A 20,461-nucleotide genomic window follows, 5' to 3' on the forward strand; every position below is an offset into this window, starting at 1 on the left:
GCCAATCATTGGCAGCCTTTTTTTATAATCTAGTAAGTTTTACTTCTCCCGTGTTTGGAATGGTCAGTGGCACCCGCTCCAATGTTACGAAGCTACTGTCGAGTCCAAATCCTTTCTCCTCGGAAAGACTGAATTTCTTCAGGATCTTATAGATCTCAAGGATGATCTTTTCATTCCATTTCAGGAAGTGGGTCTTAGAAATCACTTTTTCCAATACTACGAAATTGAAATCACCAGGAATATTATGTTTCTTCAAGGTTTCGTAATTACTTGTGATATCTATCTCACCCTTGTTTACCATATCTTCCACAACCTTACGGAACAATAAACTGATCTTCTGCTCCTCACGGAAACCTAAATGAAAGTCTATCCGGATAAGCTTACCAGGGATCAATTGGGTGACTTTATATTCCCTTGTATGTGGGTTGTCCATTACATCAACGTGAACCAACCAATACACATCGGCACGTTTGGGCTTCTTGTTGATTATTGAGTAGGTGATCTTAGCCTCTACCTCCGTTAAGTTATTGGCACTGGTCAAATAAACCAGGTGAGATGAAAACTGAGGTACCGTTTTGTCCTCACTAAGTTCAGATAGGATAGGGTAGTAGTCTTGGATATTGACGAATTTGACAAATCTGTTCTTGATCTTCCTTGCACCAAACCAGCTGTACATCACTATGAACAAGGTTAATGCAAGCAATAGGGTCAACCAACCACCATGTGCAATTTTACTGATATTACCCACTAAAAAGGCTAGTTCGATGACGGTGTAAACCGATGCGAATAAGCCAATCAGGATTGGGTTGATGCGTTTTCTGATCATGAATACGGTCATCAAGATGGTCGTCATGATGAAGGTCAGGTTAATGGCAAGACCGTAGGCTGCCTCCATATTGCTGGACTCCCTGAATATCAGGATGATCAGCATACAGCCCAGATATAGGATCAGGTTTACCGAAGGCACATAGATCTGACCTTTATGGTCACTTGGATATCGGATAGCAACCTTAGGCCAAATATTTAGTCGTACAGCCTCAGCAATCAAGGTAAAAGATCCTGAAATCATGGCTTGACTGGCAATTACAGCCGCAATGGTTGCAATGGTTACTCCCCATATAATGAACCAATCTGGCATGATCGCATAGAAAGGATTGACCTCACCGATCTGGGTTCCAACATGCTCCAATAACCAAGCTCCTTGACCGAAATAGTTGAATATCAACATCAGTTTCACATAGATCCAACTGATACGGATATTTGATTTTCCACAGTGACCCATATCTGAATAAAGCGCTTCAGCTCCCGTGGTACATAGGAAAATTGCACCTATGATGAACCAAGCATTGGGATAGTTGGCCAATAATTGATAGGCATAATATGGATTGATAGCTTTCCAGATTTCTGGATTATGTCCTAAGTATGAAAATCCTAAAACTCCAATTGTGGTGAACCAAATGAACATTAATGGTCCAAAGACCCGACCTACGATATTCGTTCCGAAACGTTGAATAATAAATAGCAAGGAAATGATGAGAACAACGACTGGTATGGTCGGAAAACCTGGGGTTTTGATAGCTAATCCTTCAACAGCTGATGAGATTGTGATCGCAGGAGTGATCATCCCGTCGGCCAACAGGGTACTACCCCCAATGATGGCTGGAATGATCAACCATTTCGCTTTCTTTCGGACCAAGGAATAGAGGGATAGGATCCCGCCTTCACCTTTGTTGTCCGCATTTAAGGTAATGATGACATATTTAACGGTGGTCTGCAAGGTAAGTGTCCAAAAAATACACGATAGACCACCATAGATCATGATTTCTTGAATTTCACCTTTGTTAAAAATTGCTTTGAAAACGTAGAGGGGAGAAGTACCGATATCACCGAAAATGATACCTAGACTGATTAATAAACCTGTCCAGCTTAGGCGCTGTAGGTTTTGTTTATGATCTCCTGACATATATTTAATTATGTTTGATATCTTGTCTAAAATTAGAGGCGAAATTACAACTTTTAATGCGACAACGTATTTTCTTGTTAAAAATTGTTAAAGGCCATAAAAAACTCCAGAAAAAAAGCTAAAATTAATTACTTTTGTATTAGGATTTCTCGAATTATTGTTTACATTTGATTAAACCATAACCTTTATCGAGTATCCATATTGAAACATGAAATTAGAATTTAGAAAAATATCACACCTTGCTATCTGTTCCCTATGCCTATTAGTCGGCTTAGGAGGCACTGCGCAGGCTTCTAATTCAGGAGTTTCAACCCCACATTATTCCAGCTTTTCAACACTTGAACCTTCTTCATTTGATATGATTAAGGCGAAAGAAGAAGACAATGACAAGCTTATCAATAATGTTAAAGTCTTCTACAACCCTATCTCAGAACAAATCTCTGTAACTTTCAAGCTCGCAAAGGTAAATAATATTACGATAAAAGTAATGGATGCCCTTGGAAATGAAGTCTTAAGTCTACACAATGGTAGTTTAGATGCAGGGATGCAGAACTTAAGTTTTGATACCCAACAGAAACTTTCCGAAGGTTTTTACTTCGTAAGAGTGTCTGGAGGCTCAGAAACAATCGTTAAGCGTATTTCAATCAGACAATAATCCAAAGATTAATATAAAATATTAAAGGCTCCAATTCTGGAGCCTTTTTAATTGCTGTAGAAATTTATTGACATTCAATATAAAAGCCCAACCGTCTTTTCGATGGTTGGGCTTTTTATTATGAATTTCTTCTTCTTATTTTCTGTCTGAGATCTCTACATATGGACGAAGGTTCTCGCCAATGTATACTTGTCTTGGACGTCCGATAGGTTCTTTGTTATCACGCATTTCTTTCCATTGCGCGATCCATCCTGGTAGACGGCCTAAAGCGAACAATACAGTGAACATATCCGAGTTAAATCCTAATGCACGGTAGATGATACCAGAATAGAAGTCAACGTTTGGATATAATTTACGGTCAATGAAATATTGGTCATTCAGGGCAGCTTCTTCAAGACGCTTTGCGATATCCAATACAGGATCTTGAACACCTAATTTTTCCAATACATCGTCACAAGCTTTCTTGATGATCTTCGCACGTGGGTCGAAGTTTTTGTACACACGGTGACCGAATCCCATCAAACGGAAAGGATCGTTCTTGTCTTTCGCTTTTGCTAAATATTTATCGGCATCACCGCCATCTTCTTTGATAGCCTCAAGCATTTCAATTACTGCTTGATTAGCACCGCCATGCAATGGACCCCATAGGGCATTGATACCGGCAGAGATAGAAGCGTACATGTTCGCATTGGATGATCCAACCATTCTTACCGTTGATGTAGAACAGTTCTGTTCGTGGTCAGCATGTAAGATCAATAATTTATGCATCGCATCGATTACCAAAGGATCGAATGTTTTGTCTTGGTTTACTTCACCAAAGATCATGTTCAGGAAGTTCTCGATATAACCGAAGTTATTCTTAGGGTAAACCACCGGATGACCTAATGATTTCTTTTGGATCCATGAAACGATCGTAGGCATCTTAGCCAATAGGTTGATGATTGTTTTATTTTCTTCCTCTTCCGTTTGGTTAGGGTTTAGGGACTCTGGGTAGAAAGATGACAATGCACCTACTAAACAAGATAATTGACCCATTGGATGAGACTTCGATGGGAAACCTGCGAAGAAGTTTTTCATGTCCTCGTGGATCATCATCTGTGCCCTGATATCGGAACGGAATTTCTCTAATACGTCTTTTGTCGGTAGCTCGCCATAAATCAATAGATAAGCTACTTCCAAGAAAGTTGATTTTTCTGCTAAATCTTCAATCGCGTATCCTCTATATCTAAGGATACCTTTTTCTCCATCTAAGAAAGTGATGGCGCTCTTTGTAGAACCTGTGTTTTTGAATCCTGGATCTAATGTAATGTATCCAGAAGAATCTCTTAATTTTGAAATATCTAGGGCTTTCTCATTTTCTGTTCCTGTGATAACAGGCATTTCATATGTAGACCCATTTAAGTTAATAGATGCAGTTTCAGACATAATCAAATTTCTTGTATTATTTGTGTTTTATACTTTTATCGTATTCTTACAAATGTATAAAATTGATTTCTATTTTTAGATGTATAATATGAATAATTATGACACAAAACAGTCATTTTAAGACAATTTATGTGTATTAATTAGATTACTTGTCCAATCAGGACAAATCTTTGTTCGCATAGCCCTAATTCTCCTTTTTTAACTAAATAGGCAGCCTAATCCGTTCATTTCCAGTGAGCCAAACAGATAAAATATGTTAAATAGTTTGGAAGTCTACGAAAAGTTCGTAATTTAGTGATAAATACGTAGAGCAATGGAAAAACTGACCGCACAAGAAGAAGAAGCCATGTTGTCAATCTGGCAATTAAACGGAGGATTTGTCCGCGAGATTTTGGATAATTTGAAAGATAAAGAGATGCCTTACACGACCTTGGCTTCCACTATCCGCAATCTAGAAAAGAAGGGCTTTGTAAAGGCGGTCAAATATGCCAATGCAAAGCGATATGAACCCATATTAAATGCAGAGGAATACAAAGCTAAATTTATGAATTCCTTTGTAGGAGATTATTTCAGGAATTCCTATAAAGAAATGGTTTCTTTCTTCGTGAAAGAAGAGAAGCTAAGCCAAAAGGAATTGGAAGAAATCATGGACATGATCAAGAACAATAAATCCTAAGCGCATGGAAGCTCTACTGACCTATATCATCCAAGTAAACCTGCTGCTGGCCTTAATCTATTTAGGGTACCAAGTACTTTTGAAGGACCTCACTTTCTACCGTCTCAATAGGGTTTATTTTATCTTCGGGAGCATCTATGCCTTTGTTTATCCGTTCTTGGACGTCAAAGCGTGGTTTGCCAAAAGCATTACAATCCCACAGGGGATTATCATGGAATACTTTCCATTGTTGGAGGACAGTAAAGAAGAAGGAGGGTTTTACCTCAGCGACCTTTTGGTTTATTTGCTAGCCATAGGAGGATTGATCCTATTGACCAGGCTGCTGATACAGCTCGGAAGCTTATTGCGTATCCATTGGCATTCTAAACCATCTCAATGGCGAGATTATATCTTCAGGAATGTCATTTTCCCGATTACACCGTTTTCCTTCTTCAATAAAATCTATCTGCACAAAGAGCAGCACCAAGATCTGGAGCTATATGATATTTTCAAGCACGAACAGGTACATGTGAGAGGCCATCACAGCATCGATGTTCTGTTGTTTGAAATAGTGTTGTTGTGCTGTTGGTTTAATCCCTTCGTATGGTACATGCGCAAAGCCGTACGTCAAAATCTAGAATTCTTGACTGATCAACAAGTTCTGGATAAGGGTGTGGACCGACAGACCTATCAATACTCGTTGCTGAATGTCACCAAGCAGGGTGCTTCGGTCGGCATCAGCAATCAGTTTAATTTTAAAACCTTAAAAAAGCGCATTATGATGATGAACAAAAAACGATCATCCCAACTGCAACTTGGAAAGTATGTATTCCTGTTGCCCGTCCTGATCATTGCCGGTATTACCTTTACGGTAAACCAAGCAGAAGCAAAAATTGAACGTGTCGTGGTCACTTTGAATGAAACTGACCTCAATCAACAGATCAAAAAGGTCATGATTCAGCATCCTAGAAAAGATACGACATACCTTGATTCCATCAAAGATATAAATACCAGGGCATTTGCAGACTATATTCAAGGTAAGCCTAGGTCTGGCGGAACTATCCGTTTTGTTGATATAACTCCGAGTAAGCGTCCTTTAGTGATACTTGATGGTGAAAAATTACCTATAAACTTCAATATAGACGCGATTAATCCTAAATCCATTAAAAGTTTGAAGGTTCTAATAGGTGCTGATGCAAAAAGTTATGGTGAAGAGGCCAAAAACGGAGTAATTGTTATCGAAACCAAGAAAGAAGACGATGGGAAAGGTCCTCAAGGCCCCAAAGAGCTTAGTGGTGAATTTATAGGTATGAAGGCGAATAATAATATTGATACAGACTCAGTGCCTGTAAAGGTCATTACAAAAGTCCAGCTCCAAGGAATCCCAAAGGACACGAAAATTATCATTGATGAAAAAGAGTCCAATCACGATGAGTATAAAAAACTGAACCCAAATGAATTGGAGAATGTTCATATTATAAAGGATTCCAATGGTGGGAAACCAACCATCAAGTTCACAACAAAAGAATTTGCAAGGAAAAACAATCTCCAATCAACAACTTTCTCTGGGAAACCTGTTTCCGAACCTCGGATCACCGTTAAAGGCCAACCTGCCTCTGGACCTGCAAGAATAACTGTAAAAGGAGAACCAGGTTCAGAACCTGCGAGAATGACTGTAAAAGGCGAGCCAGACTCTGAGATAACACAAGTAATCATAAGTAATCCTGGACATACTCAAAATAGCAAACCTGGAGCTGCCACGGTTAGAGGAACATTATCCAAAGATGGACTAAAGGATAAGCTTGTTGTCATCGATGGAAAGATCGCCAATAAGAAAGCTATTGACAAATTGGATAATAATCAAATAGAATATTTGAACCAGTTGGATCCACAAGGAGGCAAAGCCTTATATGGGAAAAAAGGTGAAAAGGGAGTGGTGATCATTGGGACAAAATCCAAATAAAGACTTTTATTAAATATTATTATTTACTAAATCAAATCAGGCAAGAAAGGCAACCCTAGGGCTGCCTTTTTATTATTTCAATTCCTTAAAGATCACAGGGCTGTTGCCATATAGCGGTGTCGAGCCGTCCCATTTTTCAATAAACTGCTGTTGAATCAGCAATGGTGACAAGGTCTGCTGCCTCAATTGATTGGCCTTGGCTTCAGCTTCTGCCTGGACGATCATTTTTCTGGCATCCGCTTCCACGACCTTCAGCTCGTTTTCAGCCTGCTGTGCCTTCTGTATGGCGGCATTTTTGGCATTGATAGCTTGGGTGATCGATTCAGGATACTGTATACCTGAAGTCAGTTGCTCCAAGATAAAGCCTTCGCCCTCCAAAAACTTGATCATTTTATCCTGTACACCATTTTCAAACTTCTCACGATTGCTAATGATGGAATCTGTTGAATACTTGTTGAATTCGATCCTATACACATCCTTGATGTGATTCACCAAAGTCATGTTTAATATCTCGTCCACTGGTCTTCTATATTTGGTAAAGATCTTCGGTGAGCTGCCTGTCAATACGCGCAGGGATAGGGTAGGGTCGACCGTAAAGACCGAACCATCCTTGGCATTTACCGTAAAGTTCTCGTAGTTGACTGTCTGAACATAGGTTGGAAACTCATAGATCGATTCAGTGACTGGATTGTACCAAACCCTTCCGGTAACAAGACTGACATCCTGAACACCTTTTTCAGAACCATAGAGTTTGACCTTAATACCTTCATATCCGGCGTCAATCCTTTCCGTGCAAATGATCCAAACTAGCAAAGCGATAATAAGGGTTGCCCCCAAAGCAATAAGATTTCTTTTCATAAATAAAATTGGTTGGTCTATTTTTTTAAGATATACATAATGAACTTATAGAGAATGGCAATCAGCAAGAGAGCCAAACAAACGCCCACAAAAACATCCCAATCTGATGCCGCACTCAATAAATGAAATGCCTGCGTCGATCCCCATATAAAGAAAACCAAGATGATCGGAATGGTAATGAAAGGTCGTATTCTATCCATAAATTATGTCGCGTAAATATGCTAATAATATACGAAAAAAAAGCCTAAGTCTTTAGGGAATCTGGAAGAGTCCGGGATTTATTTTGTGTTCAAGTTAGTCATGGTCAGCTCAATTCCGATATTGATAAAGCTGTTCACCATTTTTACGGAATGTTCGATCAGCGCGGGTAATTCCCGTTGTTCTTCCTTGTCAAAAGGACCCAATACATAGTCTACCTGTCTTCCTTTGGGATAATTATCTCCGATACCGAATCTTAATCGTGCATAATGTTGTCCGCCCACCGACCCTTCAATGGATTTCAGGCCATTGTGTCCAGCTGCAGATCCCTTAGGTTTGATACGCAATGATCCAAAAGGAATGGCCAAGTCATCCACAATGACCAAGACATTCTGGATAGGTACCTTCAGCTCTTGCATCCAATAGTTTACGGCTTTTCCGCTCAGGTTCATGAAGGTCGTAGGTTTGATCACAAAAACGTTGTGACCTCTTTGCTTGTATTCAGTGTAATAAGCATGTTTCAAGGTTGACCAAGACGTGCCGGCCTGATTTGCCAGTTCGTCTGCAACCATAAAACCTATATTATGCCGAGTATCAGCATACTCCCTTCCAATATTTCCTAATCCTACTATCAGATAATTCATGCCTGCAAAAATAGGATTTATATATCATTTGTTAAATATAGTTTACAAATGATAAAGCAATTGATAAATCGGATATCCAAATGATAAGGCATTTGCAATGTGTCCTAAATGTTGAATAAAAGTAAAATATTACTAGCATCACTGAAAAATGTGACCGTTGGAATTTTTTTCAAGGGATAAAAAAGACAATTTTGTCTTAAATACAAAACACATTATATGAAAACTACCTTTAACATTGGAACTCTTGCATTATGCTCATGCTTATTTTTAGCTTCATGTGACAATTCAGAACAACCTAAATCTGATTCTACCGATCACAGTTCACATGCTACCGAAGCAACAGCAACCGAAACTCCTGCTCCTGCAGCTGAGCCTGAATCTGCTGCTTCCGCAACTTCAAATACCATTGTGGTAGAGAGCAACGATCAAATGCAGTTCAATGTAAATGAATTACATGTCAAAGCCGGAGAGCCAATCAGTCTTACATTAAAGCACGTTGGTACCATGAAAAAAGAAGTGATGGGACATAACTTGGTTGTTTTGAAACTAGGTACTGACCCCATTAAGTTCGGAGAAGAGGCAATAAAGGCACAAGCTACAGACTATGTCCCTGCAACAGCTGATGTTCTAGCCCATACCAATTTAATTGGCGGTGGCGAAGAAAGCAAAATCGACTTTACACTTGAAAGCCCAGGTACCTATGATTTCATCTGTTCATTTCCTGGTCACCTTGCGGTAATGAAAGGAAAGATCATAGCCGAATAGTTTGAAACAATTTTTTGGATGGTCCCAAGCTATGGGACCATCTTATCATGCTAAAGCCTTTAAAGAATGAAAAGAGAGAAAAAATTATGGTGGGCCTTTATCCTCGTGGTAGTATTGTCATTTTCAGTACTGCTATACTACGGTTATGAGATCTACCAAGTTTCCCCGCCAATTCCAGAAAAAATCGTCGATGAATCTGGAGAAACTATTTTTACGGAACAAGATATTAAGGATGGACAGAATATTTGGCAAAGTATAGGTGGTCAAGAAGTAGGTTCCATTTGGGGTCATGGTGCTTATGTCGCTCCAGACTGGACTGCAGATTGGTTGCACCGCGAAGCCTTATATATATTGGACATCTATGCAAATAATGAATTTTCTAAACCATATGATGAAATAGGCGAAGATCAACAGGCCATGTTGGCTACCCGCTTAAAATCTAAGATCAGGAAGAATACCTTCGATGCAGCTAGGAATACCATTACTGTTGATTCTGATCGAGTATCTGCCATCAAAGCACTTTCTGAGTATTACAAAGGGTTATTTACCAATGATCCCAAATTCGACCAATTGAGAAAGGATTATGCCATTCCGGTGAATTCCATTAAGGATGAAGCAAGGATGCATAAGATGAATGCCTTTTTCTTCTGGGCTACTTGGGCGACAGTGACCGAAAGGCCCGATTCTAAGGTTTCATATACTCATAACTGGCCTAACGAAAAATTAGTAGGCAACGAAATGACAATGGACCTATTAGCTTGGTCAGGAGTAAGTATCATCTTATTGATCTTTTGTGTGGGTGCATTGGTTTTATGGCAAGTTATGGCCGGGGCAGAAGATGAACTGCTCTATCCAGCTGAAGATCCTTTGTTGAGACAGGGGGTTACACCATCCATGAAGTTGGTGAAGAAATACTTCTGGGTAGTCAGTCTGTTGATGCTGGTTCAGGTCGGTTTAGGGATTGTCACGGCTCACTATGGTGTAGAAGGGGATGGACTGTACGGAATTCCGATCGATCAATTCCTTCCTTATTCGGTTACCCGTACCTGGCACACCCAATTAGCCATCTTCTGGATTGCAACCGCATGGTTGGCTACAGGGCTTTACATTGCGCCAGCAGTTTCCGGAAAGGACCCTAAATTCCAGGTCTTCGGCGTGAACTTTCTTTTTATCGCACTTTTGATCATCGTGGTTGGTTCCATGGTTGGGCAATGGTACGGTGTCATGCAAAAACTGGACTTGGTCCAAAACTTCTGGTTTGGCCATCAAGGCTATGAATATGTGGACCTAGGAAGGTTCTGGCAGATTTTCCTTTTCGTTGGGCTCTTCGTCTGGTTAGCCTTAATGGTGAGACCATTGTTGCCGATCTTGAAAAATGGTGGCGAAGAAAAGAACCTGATCGTGATGTTCCTTATTTCCTGTTCGGCCATCGCCCTGTTCTATGGAGCAGGTCTGATGTGGGGCAGACAGACAAATTTAGCCATTGCGGAATATTGGCGCTGGTGGGTAGTGCATTTATGGGTAGAAGGTTTCTTCGAAGTATTTGCAACCGTGGTTATGGCATTCCTGTTCGTTCGCTTAGGATTATTGAAACCTAAGAGTGCAACTTCCAGTGTATTGTTCTCCACCATCATATTCCTGTCGGGCGGTATCCTCGGAACCTTTCACCATTTATATTTCTCAGGAACGCCAACTGCAGTTATGGCCTTGGGTGCCACCTTCAGTGCTTTGGAAGTTGTTCCGTTGACCATCATTGGATTTGAAGCCTACCATAACTATAAGATTTCAAAAGCCACAAAATGGTTGGAAGATTACAAATGGCCAATCTATTTCTTGATTTCCGTTGCGTTCTGGAACTTCCTGGGAGCAGGAGTCTTTGGATTTATCATCAATCCACCAATTGCACTTTATTTTGTGCAAGGCTTAAATACCACGCCTTTACATGGTCACACCGCATTATTCGGTGTGTATGGAATGCTTGGGATTGGCTTGATGCTTTTTGTACTTCGAAGCCTATATCGCGATGTCAAATGGAATGATAAATTGATCAAGGTCGGTTTCTGGAGCTTAAATATCGGATTGCTGGGAATGGCGCTCCTCAGTTTGCTGCCTGTAGGAATCTGGCAAGCCATTGAAAGTATTGGGCAGGGTATGTGGTATGCCCGTTCGGCCGAGTTGATGCAAGAACCTGGTATGGTATTCCTGAAATGGATGCGGACCCCTGGGGACATCGTTTTTGCCATCGGGGTATTTGCATGTGCTTGGTTTGTATTTGATTTAACACTTAAAAATAATAAACAATAAAATCATGGAAAACTTAATAAATGAAAAAATCGGTAATGTAGTGGCAAAGAATTTTAAAACAGCTGCTGTATTTACCAAGTATGGAATGGACTTCTGTTGTGGTGGCCAAGTTGCCATTGGAACAGTTGCCGATAAAAAAGGAATCAATAAGGATAGCTTATTGGATGACCTAAACAATGTATTGAATGAATCTGCCGGCGAGCAAATAGATTTCAATTCATGGCCTTCGGATTTATTGGTATCCTATATCGTAAAAACACATCATAGATATGTGCGGGAAAAAACACCGGTCCTTTTGGCTTACCTAAATAAAGTGGCTCGTGTACATGGTGAAAGACATCCTGAACTCTATGAAATCAATAAATTGTTCGAAGAAAGTGCGGTGGACCTAGGTCATCACTTGGAAAAAGAAGAAAAGATTCTGTTCCCATATATTGAAAAATTAGAGGAAACAAAATCAAATCCAGCAGCCTATGTTCAGCCAGGATTCGGCTCCGTTCAGAACCCGATCAGTATGATGATCCATGAACACGAAACTGAAGGTGGCCGCTTTGCAAAAATTGCTGAATTGACAGACAATTATACTGCACCAGAAGATGCCTGCAATACCTATCGTGTTGCCTTTGATATGCTCCGCGACTTTGAACAAGACCTGCATAAACATATACACTTAGAAAACAATATCCTATTTCCCAAATCCATCCGATTAGAGGAAAATACGAAATAAGATTCTCCATAAATTTTGACTCAATTTTTGCGCCAGCAAAAATCCTTAAACACCGTTGAATAAATTTTTTATTGAAAAAAGAGGCTCTCCCAAAGCCTCTTTTTTCCGTTTTTAGCCAGCTTTTATGGTGCATGATTTTCGTCAGGAATTTTGTCATGAAAATGTAATGAAGGCCACTTTTTTGTATGGTTAGTGTCATTTAAAAACACTCAATTTTGCGGTATTTTTAATTATTAAGAAAGAGGAAGATTAATTAACAATAATGCTGAAACATGAAAAACAAAGTCACTTTATTTAGTATACTATTGGGGGTTACCATGGCATTTACTGCCTGTAAGCATTCTGCAGAAAATAAACAGATCGATACGACCAAGATTCCGGTCAAAGGGGAAATCGTAGCGGAGCTTACTTCGCCACCCTTAGTGCCGAAACCTGTCGGTAAACGAGATGCTGCAAAACTAAAAGTAAGCCTTGAAATATTGGAATTAGAAGGTGAGATGGTCGATGGGGTTAAATATACCTATTGGACTTTTGGAGGTTCCGTTCCTGGCCAGTTTATTCGCGCCAGAGTAGGGGATGAGGTTGACTTTTTGCTTAAAAACCATCCCGACAACAAACTGCCTCACAATATTGACTTACATGCCGTAACAGGTCCCGGTGGTGGTGCTGAATCCTCATTGGTTGCGCCTGGGCATGAGGTTTCATTTTCCTTTAAGTGCTTGAACCCTGGTCTTTTTGTTTATCACTGTGCTACAGCACCTGTAGGTATGCACATTGCCAATGGAATGTACGGTTTGATTCTTGTCGAACCAGAAGGTGGATTGCCTCCAGTGGATAAGGAATTTTATGTGATGCAGGGTGATTTCTATACCGAAGGTTCCTATGGTGAGCAAGGCTTACAGGCATTTGATATGAATAAAGCCATCAAAGAAGAAGCAGATTATGTAGTTTTCAATGGTAATGTAAGTGCTTTGGTCAATGAAAATGCCCTTCAGGCCAAAGTTGGAGAAACCATCCGTCTTTTCGTTGGAAATGGTGGTCCTAACTTAGTTTCCTCTTTCCATGTTATCGGTGAAATATTTGATAGAGTACATGTGGAAGGTGGTGATCTGATCAACGAAAATGTCCAAACAACCCTGATTCCCGCAGGTGGTGCCGCCATGGTAGAGTTTAAGGTCGAAGTACCGGGTACCCTGGTGTTGGTGGATCACTCCATATTCCGTGCCTTCAACAAAGGTGCCTTGGGTATGCTGAAAGTGGAAGGTGAAGAAAACCACCAGATCTATTCAGGTAAAATCATGGAAGGAATCTATCTGCCAGAAGGAGGTACCATTCAACATATGCCTAAAAAGGCTAAGAAAACATCCGTTATTGCCAAAACACCAAATCAATCCATTGCAGATGGAAAAGCAATCTTTGGCAGAACCTGTTTGGCTTGTCACCAGAGTGAAGGACAAGGGATCAAAGGTGTATTCCCTCCATTGGCAAAGTCTGATTTCTTGAACAACAATAAAGAAAAAGCAATCGATGCGGTCTTGTTCGGTTTGAAGGGTGAGATAACCGTCAATGGCGAGAAATATAACTCAGTCATGCCTGGACAGGCTTTGTCTGATCAAGAAGTTGCCGATGTGTTGAACTATGTATATAACAATTGGGACAATAATAAGACTTTCGTAACTCCTATTAATGTGAGGGATCGTCGCGCAAAATAATATTGTTTGGGAGCTGTGATGTAGCTTCCCCAGACTCTAGGAGAATTGATGATGTGGAAAATTTTTAGATATCTACTGTTGGGCCTGCTCAGTTTTCATGCCGCCCAAGCACAAGATATGGTCCTGATTAAAAAGGGTAGCTATGTGCCATTATATGGTACTGCCGATAAGCGTCCCGTTGCAGTGAAAGCTTTCTATCTGGATGTCTTCCCTGTCACCAATCAGGACTACCTGGAATTTTTAGAGACAAATAAAAGCTATAGCAAATCGCAGATCAAAAAATTGTTTGCTGATAAAAGCTACTTGGCTTATTGGAAGTCTGATTTTGATTATGCACCCGCAAAGGCAAAGTCTCCAGTGACCAATGTGTCCTGGTATGCCGCCAAAAAGTTCTGTGAAAGTAAAGGAATGCGCTTGCCGACCATGGATGAATGGGAATATGCCGCGATGTCGGATGCCAAAACCATGGATGCCAGGACCAAAAAATCCTACAATCAATATATCCTAAGTTGGTATGAGACGGCTAAGACCTATAATAATGAAGTCGGGAGTACCTTTAAGAACTATTGGGGAGTATATGATATGCATGGATTGGTCTGGGAATGGACTTCCGATTTTAACAGTATCTTCTTGACTGGCGAGTCCAGGAAGGATAAAGGGGAAGATGGGAACCTGTTCTGCGGAGGGGCTTCTGTAAATGCCTCCGACCTGATGAATTACGCAGCATTTATGCGCTATGCTTTTCGGGGAAGCATGAAAGCTTCCTATAGCAGTAGAAACCTTGGTTTTCGCTGCGCAAGAGATGTAAAATAGATAATGATATGATGAAGAATTTATTAATGGCCTTGTTTGCGTTTGGGTTATTGGCTCAAGCTTGCCAGAATCCTGAAACGAGTACCCAGGTAGAGCTCAAACAGCCTACCCTGACGGACTCTCTTTCTGACCTCTCCGTTTATAACCTTCCCTCGCATTGGACCAACCAGAATGGGGAAGAAATGGAACTGAAAGATCTAAAGGGAAATGTCGTGGTCGCGGTCATGATCTATACATCCTGTAAGGCTGCATGCCCAAGATTGGTCGCCGATATGCGCCATATTGAAAAAACGGTGAAGTCCAAGAACAAGGACAAGATCAAATTCTTATTGGTCAGTATTGATCCAAAGGTCGATACACCGGAAAGGCTCAAGCAATTTGCCATTGAAAATGAAATGGATGGGGAGCAATGGATATTCCTGAGGTCCAATGAGGAAGATACTCGGGAGTTTGCAGCAACCTTGGCGGTGAATTATAAACAGATATCGCCAATTGATTTCTCGCATTCCAATATCATCAGCTTATTCAATGCTCAGGGCGAATTGGTTTATCAACAGGAAGGTTTAGGGGTCGATTATTCTCCAACCATAGATGCTATTGAAAAAGAAGCATCCAAGATCTAGGAAACATTTAACTCTTATATATTTAGTTTGAACAAAGAAGGCATCGATATTTCGATGCCTTCAATTTTTTTATACTGTGCCAGTAAATTATTTTTTACCACCTTTAGCAGCTTTCGCAGCTTCTTGCTCAGCTTGACGAAGAGCACGTGACATAGTAACGGAAACGATCGTATCGTCAGCGTTGTTTAATACTTTAGCATCAGTTAAAGCTACTTGGCCTACACGGTAAGATTTACCAACTTCAAGACCTTCCATAGGAACCTCGATTTCTTGAGGTAAGTTGTTAGGAAGAGCTTTAACGCGAAGGTTACGTAATTTTTGAACTAATTTACCACCCATTTTAACACCTGGAGAAGTACCTACCAATTTGATTGGAATGTTCACAGAAACTTCTTTGTCATCAAATAATTGTAAGAAGTCTACGTGAGTAACTTCGTCAGTTAATGGATGGAATTGAGCTTCTTGAACGATAGCTTTTGATTTTTTGCCACCGATTTCCAATTCTACGAAGATAACTTCTGGAGTGTAAAGAACTGGTTTCAAATCAGCTGCGGATACCGAGAAATGTGTTTGTTCTTTACCACCGTAAAGAACTGCAGGGATTTTTCCCTCGTAACGCAATTCCTTAGCATCTCTTTTCCCTACGTTCTGTCTTGCAGAACCGCTAATAGCAATTGATTTCATGTTTTAATATATTAAAATTTGAGGTGCAAAGATAATCATTAAATTGAATTGCTGAAAGATTTTTTGGCCCTAATGCGAAAATAAATTGCTGTTAATCTGTGGGCTACATCTCCAAAAAGAAGAAAGGATGCCTTTTTGAAGCATCCTTTCCCTTGTTCTATGAGAATAATGGTTTATTTAACGTCGAATAAATCCGAAATAGAACCATGTTCATTTACATTCTTGATAGCATTTGCAAATAGATCTGCGGTAGAAAGAACCTTGATTTTTGTGCTTTGAGCAGCCTTCTCCGGATTCAGTTGGATCGTATCGGTAACAATCATTTCTGATAATACGGAGTTTTCAATGGTTTCATATGCTTTACCTGATAATACAGCATGTGTACATACTGCGCGAACAGATCTTGCGCCATTTTCCATGATCAGGGCAGCAGCTTTTGAAAGCGTACCTGCAGTGTCACAGATATCATCGATCAATACCACATCCTGTCCTGTAACATCACCGATGATGGACATCGATTCAATTTCATTAGCACGTTTTCTGCGTTTGTCACAGATAACAACCTCTGCATTGAAGAATTTAGCAAAAGTACGAGCTCTGTAAGATCCACCCATGTCTGGAGAAGCGATCATCAAGTTTTCCAATTTCAATGATTTGATATATGGAACGAAGATAATGGCACCATCTAAGTGATCAACAGGGATATCGAAGAATCCTTGAATCTGAGCAGCATGCAAGTCCATGGTCATGATGCGGTGTGCACCAGCAGCAGTGATTAGGTTTGCGATCATTTTTGCTCCTATTGCAACACGTGGTTTGTCCTTACGGTCCTGACGTGCATACCCAAAATAGGGAACAACTACCGTGATGTAATGCGCTGAAGCACGCTTAGCTGCATCGATCATCAACAATAACTCTAATAGATTGTCTGTGGGTTGATTGGTAGATTGGATTAAAAACACATCACTACCGCGAACGGACTCGTTGTAGAATGGTTGAATTTCGCCGTCAGAAAACTTCGACAAAGTCATGTCTCCTAGGGGTTTTCCGTAAGATTTTGAAATCTTGCCTGCTAGTTCTAAAGTTCCTGAACCAGCAAATAATTTTACGGTGTTAAATTGCAAAGGCATGGTGAAATGATTTATTGGGGTTTTTATATTGATATTTCGATTTCTGCAGCATTTTAAAGCTTCTTTTGAGCCTGTTAACTTTATGTAGCCGCAAAGTTAGATAAATGTTTCAGAATATAAAATATGAATGGGGATTGCCTACAATATCCTTACATCCTTTTCGCTCTTTTTAATATTTTGATGCGTTTGTTATCAAGGAATTATATCATCTTGTTCTCTATGAGTAACACCAATAGTTCACTGCTGTTTTTGACATTGAACTTTTGCAAAAGATTCTTACGGTATGTATCTACTGTAAATTTGCTCAAGGATAGCTCAGAAGCAATTTTGCTGGTCGTTTTTCCCTGGGCCAACAATTGAATCAATTGCTTTTCCCGTTTTGTAAGTGAAGGCAAACTCTGCGTCTGCTTCGATTGGCTGGACAGGATGTTCTTGACCTCAGCACTCAAAGCGGTTTCACCTCTTACCACTTGATCCAATCCTTCCATAATTTCTTGCGAAGGAACCTCCTTGAGCAGAAAGCCCGAAGCTCCGTTTTCAAGCATCATGGAGATTACGCTGTACTCAGCTTGATTACTTAACCCTATGACCTTTGTCCTCGGACTTTCTATCTTTATTTTTTTGCAGACTTCCAGGCCATTGATGTCTGGCAGAGAAATGTCCAATAGGACAATATCGATATGATGATCATGCAAATAATTTAAAATAGAAAGGCCATTAGAGAAACAGATTAAATCATATTGCCTGTTCCATTTGGACAGAACTGATTTAAGTCCCTCAATTACGATAGGATGATCGTCGACTAATGCTAGTTTTTTCCTTCCTTCAGACATTTAATTCAATATTAACCGTTGTCCCTTCGGAAATCGTGGAATCCAATTCAAAAATTCCCTGCATCAGATCAATCCTTCTTCTGATATTGTTAATTCCCATCCCCATGTTGTTTTTCAAGATATCTTTGTCAAATCCTTTGCCATTATCCTCAAGCATTATGAAAAATTTATTTTCTGCCTGACTGCACTGAACCAAGATCTTACTAGCCTCAGCATGCCGGATGCTATTGGTCAGCAATTCTTGGATAATCCTATAGATATTTAGTTGTTTGTCTTTTGAAAGGCTGTCCTGGATTGTAAAGGAATGATATTCCACCTGTAGGTGTTCAGTGGCTAAGGATGCACAAAGATCTTTGAGTGCTATATCCAATCCAGACTGTATTAAGGTGCCGGGCATCATGTTCCTGGAAATGCCCCTGAGGTCTGATATCGAGTTTTCTAATTGCTTGTTGATTTCCTTCATCAATGCCGGCGTATTGCTCTCAGAGTCCATCGATAGTTTATACTTGATGGCTGATAAGGTTCCACCCAATCCATCATGCAATTCTCGAGCTATCCTATGCCTTTCATTTTCCTCAGCATGCATGACGGCCTGTGCCACCTCGATTTTATTCTGTTGCTCCAACATATTGAGCTTTATTTTATTCGTTCGTCTATTGTTTTGGAAAACATAGATCAAGAAAAGAACCAGCAAAAGCAGAATAAAACTCCCTACTGCTATTAAACTGTGTATTAACTGTTGATTTTTGTGGATTAAACTGATCTGCTCGTTGTCTGATTTGAGTTGGTTGATCTGCCTTTCCTTTTGTGATAATTGCAATCTTTTTTCCATGGCATTGATTTCCTTCCTGGAATCCTCATTATAGACGGAGTCCCTGATCTGAAAGGCCTGCCGCGCATATCTATAGGCCGATGGGTAATCATGAAGTTTCTCATAAACCTCGGCCAGTTTGGAATATCGAATAACCGTGTTGATGGCCGATTTATAGGGCTCGTATTTCATGCCTTGGTAAAGAGCGTCCTTAGCCTGTAGGAAGTTGTTGCTGCCAAAATAGGCCTTGTACAGCTGGAAGTAAAGCGCATTGATTTTATAGGTATGCGAATCGGATACATTGTCCCTCTTTGCAGATTCAATTGCGGGTAACAATAATTTTTTTGCGGCTAAGAACTGCTTCGATTCATTAAGGTGATTGGACTTAACGGCAATGAAATCATAGTAAAGGCTGTTGTCCCTGATTTCCATAGCGACTTGTTCCGCTCTGTCAATAAATATTTTTGCGGAATCCAGTTTTTTTAGGAATAGAAAATTCCGGGCGGTATTGACGAGTATTTCCAGATGATCTGCCTGATCTACGGGCGGATGAGCCTCCATGGTCTTTAATCCTTTGTGAAAATATTGGGAAGCAGTCTGGTAATCCTGATTATTCATGAGCATCATCCCGATCTCGCCAAAATAGAGTGCAGTCTGTCCATGGTCCTGTGCCTTTTGGGAAAGGGGGATGCTATGGTCGATCAAGATTTCCATAAACCTTTTAGGCTCTCCAAGGAACTGGTATTGCACCCCGATATTATGCCATGATTTCGCCTGAAAGGCAAGACTTTCCTTGCTGTGTGCCTTTTCAAAGTACTCAATAGCGGATTTATATTCCCGAATGGCAATTTCAGAATCTAGGTAAAAATAGATGCCTGCATAATAATGGTGGTAAAGACCAATCAGGAAATTGTTGTTCTGTATTAACTTTCTTCCCGACTCTAGGTAGGACTTGGAGAGTGTTGTATCTTTATAGTAATAATCAGAAAGCAAAAAGTTTGCTCGCGCTTTGATGCTGTCTGTTTTACCCGTTTTTTGTACATGGATTAAGCTATCCACAATCGGGTTTGGCTTTAAGGATTGCTGTCCTAATACCCCAATGCTGATATGAAGAAAAAGAAAAAGGTAGAAGCTTTTTTTCATGTGAGTAGCAAAAGTCAAATATGCTTAAATAACTCGCATTAAAAAATACCTAATAATAGGAGGGTACAGATCCATAATACTCTAATATAGCATTTCTGCATCGGTATATTTAGCTTATTCCTAGCTGGTATTAAGCAGATATTTTGGGTTATATATTGACCTTATTCGAGACATATTCCGAAAATTCGCAAAATGACCTAATCAATAGTCAACAATTCGGCTTAGTATTTTCGATGAATTCTCGAATATGTCTCGAATAAGAGTGGGATAAAAGCAAGACTTAAACTTCTGTTTTTTAGAATAAGATTAGATTGTATGTAGGTTTAGGATTGAGTAGATTCTGCTGAAATCCTAATTTTTTGCTATTCGTGTCAAATGGCTATTTGTTAGGGTTTTAAAAATTTTGGTATTTCGGTTTTCCAATAAACCAAAAAAGGCTCGAAACATTGTTTCAAGCCTTTTTTTGAGTTGCCCAACCTGGATTCGAACCAAGACAAACGGCACCAAAAACCGTCGTACTACCATTATACTATTGGGCAAACTTTTATGGTTTTG

The 20,461-nt window shown here is 40.0% G+C and carries 18 protein-coding genes and 1 tRNA gene; 9 read left to right on the forward strand and 10 right to left on the reverse strand.

Going from position 1 to position 20,461, the window contains the following annotated elements; genetic code table 11:
• Positions 1-22 precede the first annotated feature (22 nt).
• Positions 23-1,963 (reverse strand): KUP/HAK/KT family potassium transporter, encoded by a 1,941-nt coding sequence (locus tag ACWICE_RS15420; protein WP_185213431.1) that lies wholly within the window; start codon positions 1,961-1,963, stop codon positions 23-25.
• Positions 1,964-2,171: 208 nt separating this feature from the next.
• On the opposite strand from ACWICE_RS15420, the gene ACWICE_RS15425 reads away from it, so the two are divergent.
• Positions 2,172-2,618: a T9SS type A sorting domain-containing protein gene (locus ACWICE_RS15425; protein WP_454291509.1), complete on the forward strand. Its 447-nt coding sequence runs from the start codon at positions 2,172-2,174 to the stop codon at positions 2,616-2,618.
• Between the two features lie 135 nt (positions 2,619-2,753).
• Here the strand turns inward: ACWICE_RS15425 and ACWICE_RS15430 are convergent, their stop codons facing one another.
• Positions 2,754-4,043: a citrate synthase gene (locus ACWICE_RS15430; protein WP_093100208.1), complete on the reverse strand. Its 1,290-nt coding sequence runs from the start codon at positions 4,041-4,043 to the stop codon at positions 2,754-2,756.
• Between the two features lie 313 nt (positions 4,044-4,356).
• Between ACWICE_RS15430 and ACWICE_RS15435 the strand changes: the two genes are divergently transcribed.
• Positions 4,357-4,719: a BlaI/MecI/CopY family transcriptional regulator gene (locus ACWICE_RS15435; RefSeq protein WP_185213434.1), complete on the forward strand. Its 363-nt coding sequence runs from the start codon at positions 4,357-4,359 to the stop codon at positions 4,717-4,719.
• A 4-nt stretch (positions 4,720-4,723) separates the two neighbouring features.
• The gene (locus ACWICE_RS15440; protein WP_454298723.1) at positions 4,724-6,661 is read left to right on the forward strand and encodes a M56 family metallopeptidase; all 1,938 of its coding nucleotides are present in this window, start codon (positions 4,724-4,726) and stop codon (positions 6,659-6,661) included.
• A gap of 72 nt (positions 6,662-6,733) precedes the next feature.
• Here the strand turns inward: ACWICE_RS15440 and ACWICE_RS15445 are convergent, their stop codons facing one another.
• The 3 genes from ACWICE_RS15445 to pth all read right to left on the reverse strand — a co-directional run bounded on the left by ACWICE_RS15445 (position 6,734) and on the right by pth (position 8,361).
• The gene (locus ACWICE_RS15445; protein WP_185213436.1) at positions 6,734-7,519 is read right to left on the reverse strand and encodes a prohibitin family protein; all 786 of its coding nucleotides are present in this window, start codon (positions 7,517-7,519) and stop codon (positions 6,734-6,736) included.
• A 17-nt stretch (positions 7,520-7,536) separates the two neighbouring features.
• Positions 7,537-7,719 (reverse strand): hypothetical protein, encoded by a 183-nt coding sequence (locus ACWICE_RS15450; RefSeq protein WP_093101669.1) that lies wholly within the window; start codon positions 7,717-7,719, stop codon positions 7,537-7,539.
• Positions 7,720-7,797: 78 nt separating this feature from the next.
• Positions 7,798-8,361 carry an aminoacyl-tRNA hydrolase gene (gene pth, locus ACWICE_RS15455; protein WP_254529496.1) on the reverse strand — a complete coding sequence of 188 codons (564 nt, stop codon included), beginning with the start codon at positions 8,359-8,361 and terminating at the stop codon, positions 7,798-7,800.
• A 216-nt stretch (positions 8,362-8,577) separates the two neighbouring features.
• On the opposite strand from pth, the gene ACWICE_RS15460 reads away from it, so the two are divergent.
• The 6 genes from ACWICE_RS15460 (at position 8,578) to ACWICE_RS15485 (ending at position 15,305) form a co-directional block, all read left to right on the forward strand.
• A complete protein-coding gene (locus ACWICE_RS15460; RefSeq protein ID WP_454298724.1) occupies positions 8,578-9,126 on the forward strand; it encodes a plastocyanin/azurin family copper-binding protein in 549 nt (182 codons plus the stop codon).
• A gap of 66 nt (positions 9,127-9,192) precedes the next feature.
• The gene (locus ACWICE_RS15465; RefSeq protein ID WP_454298725.1) at positions 9,193-11,430 is read left to right on the forward strand and encodes a nitric-oxide reductase large subunit; all 2,238 of its coding nucleotides are present in this window, start codon (positions 9,193-9,195) and stop codon (positions 11,428-11,430) included.
• A 4-nt stretch (positions 11,431-11,434) separates the two neighbouring features.
• Positions 11,435-12,157, forward strand: coding sequence for an iron-sulfur cluster repair di-iron protein (gene ric / locus ACWICE_RS15470; RefSeq protein WP_185213439.1), 723 nt, complete (start codon positions 11,435-11,437; stop codon positions 12,155-12,157).
• A gap of 272 nt (positions 12,158-12,429) precedes the next feature.
• On the forward strand, positions 12,430-13,869 hold the full coding sequence (nirK, locus tag ACWICE_RS15475) for a copper-containing nitrite reductase (RefSeq protein WP_313261766.1): 1,440 nt from the start codon (positions 12,430-12,432) through the stop codon (positions 13,867-13,869).
• A 48-nt stretch (positions 13,870-13,917) separates the two neighbouring features.
• Positions 13,918-14,682 (forward strand): formylglycine-generating enzyme family protein, encoded by a 765-nt coding sequence (locus ACWICE_RS15480; protein WP_313261768.1) that lies wholly within the window; start codon positions 13,918-13,920, stop codon positions 14,680-14,682.
• 8 nt (positions 14,683-14,690) lie between these two features.
• Positions 14,691-15,305 carry an SCO family protein gene (locus tag ACWICE_RS15485; RefSeq protein ID WP_454298726.1) on the forward strand — a complete coding sequence of 205 codons (615 nt, stop codon included), beginning with the start codon at positions 14,691-14,693 and terminating at the stop codon, positions 15,303-15,305.
• An 87-nt stretch (positions 15,306-15,392) separates the two neighbouring features.
• Here ACWICE_RS15485 and ACWICE_RS15490 read toward each other — a convergent pair whose 3' ends face one another.
• From ACWICE_RS15490 to ACWICE_RS15510, 5 genes are all read right to left on the reverse strand, one after another.
• The gene (locus tag ACWICE_RS15490) at positions 15,393-15,989 is read right to left on the reverse strand and encodes a 50S ribosomal protein L25/general stress protein Ctc (protein WP_185213441.1); all 597 of its coding nucleotides are present in this window, start codon (positions 15,987-15,989) and stop codon (positions 15,393-15,395) included.
• A 173-nt stretch (positions 15,990-16,162) separates the two neighbouring features.
• Positions 16,163-17,119: a ribose-phosphate pyrophosphokinase gene (locus tag ACWICE_RS15495; protein ID WP_185213442.1), complete on the reverse strand. Its 957-nt coding sequence runs from the start codon at positions 17,117-17,119 to the stop codon at positions 16,163-16,165.
• Positions 17,120-17,319: 200 nt separating this feature from the next.
• Positions 17,320-17,952 (reverse strand): response regulator, encoded by a 633-nt coding sequence (locus ACWICE_RS15500; RefSeq protein WP_185217735.1) that lies wholly within the window; start codon positions 17,950-17,952, stop codon positions 17,320-17,322.
• Positions 17,945-19,906, reverse strand: coding sequence for a tetratricopeptide repeat-containing sensor histidine kinase (locus ACWICE_RS15505; protein WP_454298727.1), 1,962 nt, complete (start codon positions 19,904-19,906; stop codon positions 17,945-17,947). Before ACWICE_RS15505 ends, ACWICE_RS15500 begins: the two co-directional genes overlap by 8 nt.
• A gap of 468 nt (positions 19,907-20,374) precedes the next feature.
• Positions 20,375-20,445 (reverse strand) — tRNA-Gln (locus ACWICE_RS15510).
• Positions 20,446-20,461 lie beyond the last annotated feature (16 nt).

It is taken from the genome of Sphingobacterium sp. NPDC055346 (genome assembly GCF_053645235.1).

Bases quoted from the DNA above. Each gene is read 5' to 3' on its own strand.
- ACWICE_RS15420 (WP_185213431.1), bottom strand. From the start codon at position 1,963: ATGTCAGGAGATCATAAACAAAACCTACAGCGCCTAAGCTGGACAGGT.
- ACWICE_RS15425 (WP_454291509.1), top strand. From the start codon at position 2,172: ATGAAATTAGAATTTAGAAAAATATCACACCTTGCTATCTGTTCCCTA.
- ACWICE_RS15430 (WP_093100208.1), bottom strand. From the start codon at position 4,043: ATGTCTGAAACTGCATCTATTAACTTAAATGGGTCTACATATGAAATG.
- ACWICE_RS15435 (WP_185213434.1), top strand. From the start codon at position 4,357: ATGGAAAAACTGACCGCACAAGAAGAAGAAGCCATGTTGTCAATCTGG.
- ACWICE_RS15440 (WP_454298723.1), top strand. From the start codon at position 4,724: ATGGAAGCTCTACTGACCTATATCATCCAAGTAAACCTGCTGCTGGCC.
- ACWICE_RS15445 (WP_185213436.1), bottom strand. From the start codon at position 7,519: ATGAAAAGAAATCTTATTGCTTTGGGGGCAACCCTTATTATCGCTTTG.
- ACWICE_RS15450 (WP_093101669.1), bottom strand. From the start codon at position 7,719: ATGGATAGAATACGACCTTTCATTACCATTCCGATCATCTTGGTTTTC.
- pth (WP_254529496.1), bottom strand. From the start codon at position 8,361: ATGAATTATCTGATAGTAGGATTAGGAAATATTGGAAGGGAGTATGCT.
- ACWICE_RS15460 (WP_454298724.1), top strand. From the start codon at position 8,578: ATGAAAACTACCTTTAACATTGGAACTCTTGCATTATGCTCATGCTTA.
- ACWICE_RS15465 (WP_454298725.1), top strand. From the start codon at position 9,193: ATGAAAAGAGAGAAAAAATTATGGTGGGCCTTTATCCTCGTGGTAGTA.
- ric (WP_185213439.1), top strand. From the start codon at position 11,435: ATGGAAAACTTAATAAATGAAAAAATCGGTAATGTAGTGGCAAAGAAT.
- nirK (WP_313261766.1), top strand. From the start codon at position 12,430: ATGAAAAACAAAGTCACTTTATTTAGTATACTATTGGGGGTTACCATG.
- ACWICE_RS15480 (WP_313261768.1), top strand. From the start codon at position 13,918: ATGATGTGGAAAATTTTTAGATATCTACTGTTGGGCCTGCTCAGTTTT.
- ACWICE_RS15485 (WP_454298726.1), top strand. From the start codon at position 14,691: ATGATGAAGAATTTATTAATGGCCTTGTTTGCGTTTGGGTTATTGGCT.
- ACWICE_RS15490 (WP_185213441.1), bottom strand. From the start codon at position 15,989: ATGAAATCAATTGCTATTAGCGGTTCTGCAAGACAGAACGTAGGGAAA.
- ACWICE_RS15495 (WP_185213442.1), bottom strand. From the start codon at position 17,119: ATGCCTTTGCAATTTAACACCGTAAAATTATTTGCTGGTTCAGGAACT.
- ACWICE_RS15500 (WP_185217735.1), bottom strand. From the start codon at position 17,952: ATGTCTGAAGGAAGGAAAAAACTAGCATTAGTCGACGATCATCCTATC.
- ACWICE_RS15505 (WP_454298727.1), bottom strand. From the start codon at position 19,906: ATGAAAAAAAGCTTCTACCTTTTTCTTTTTCTTCATATCAGCATTGGG.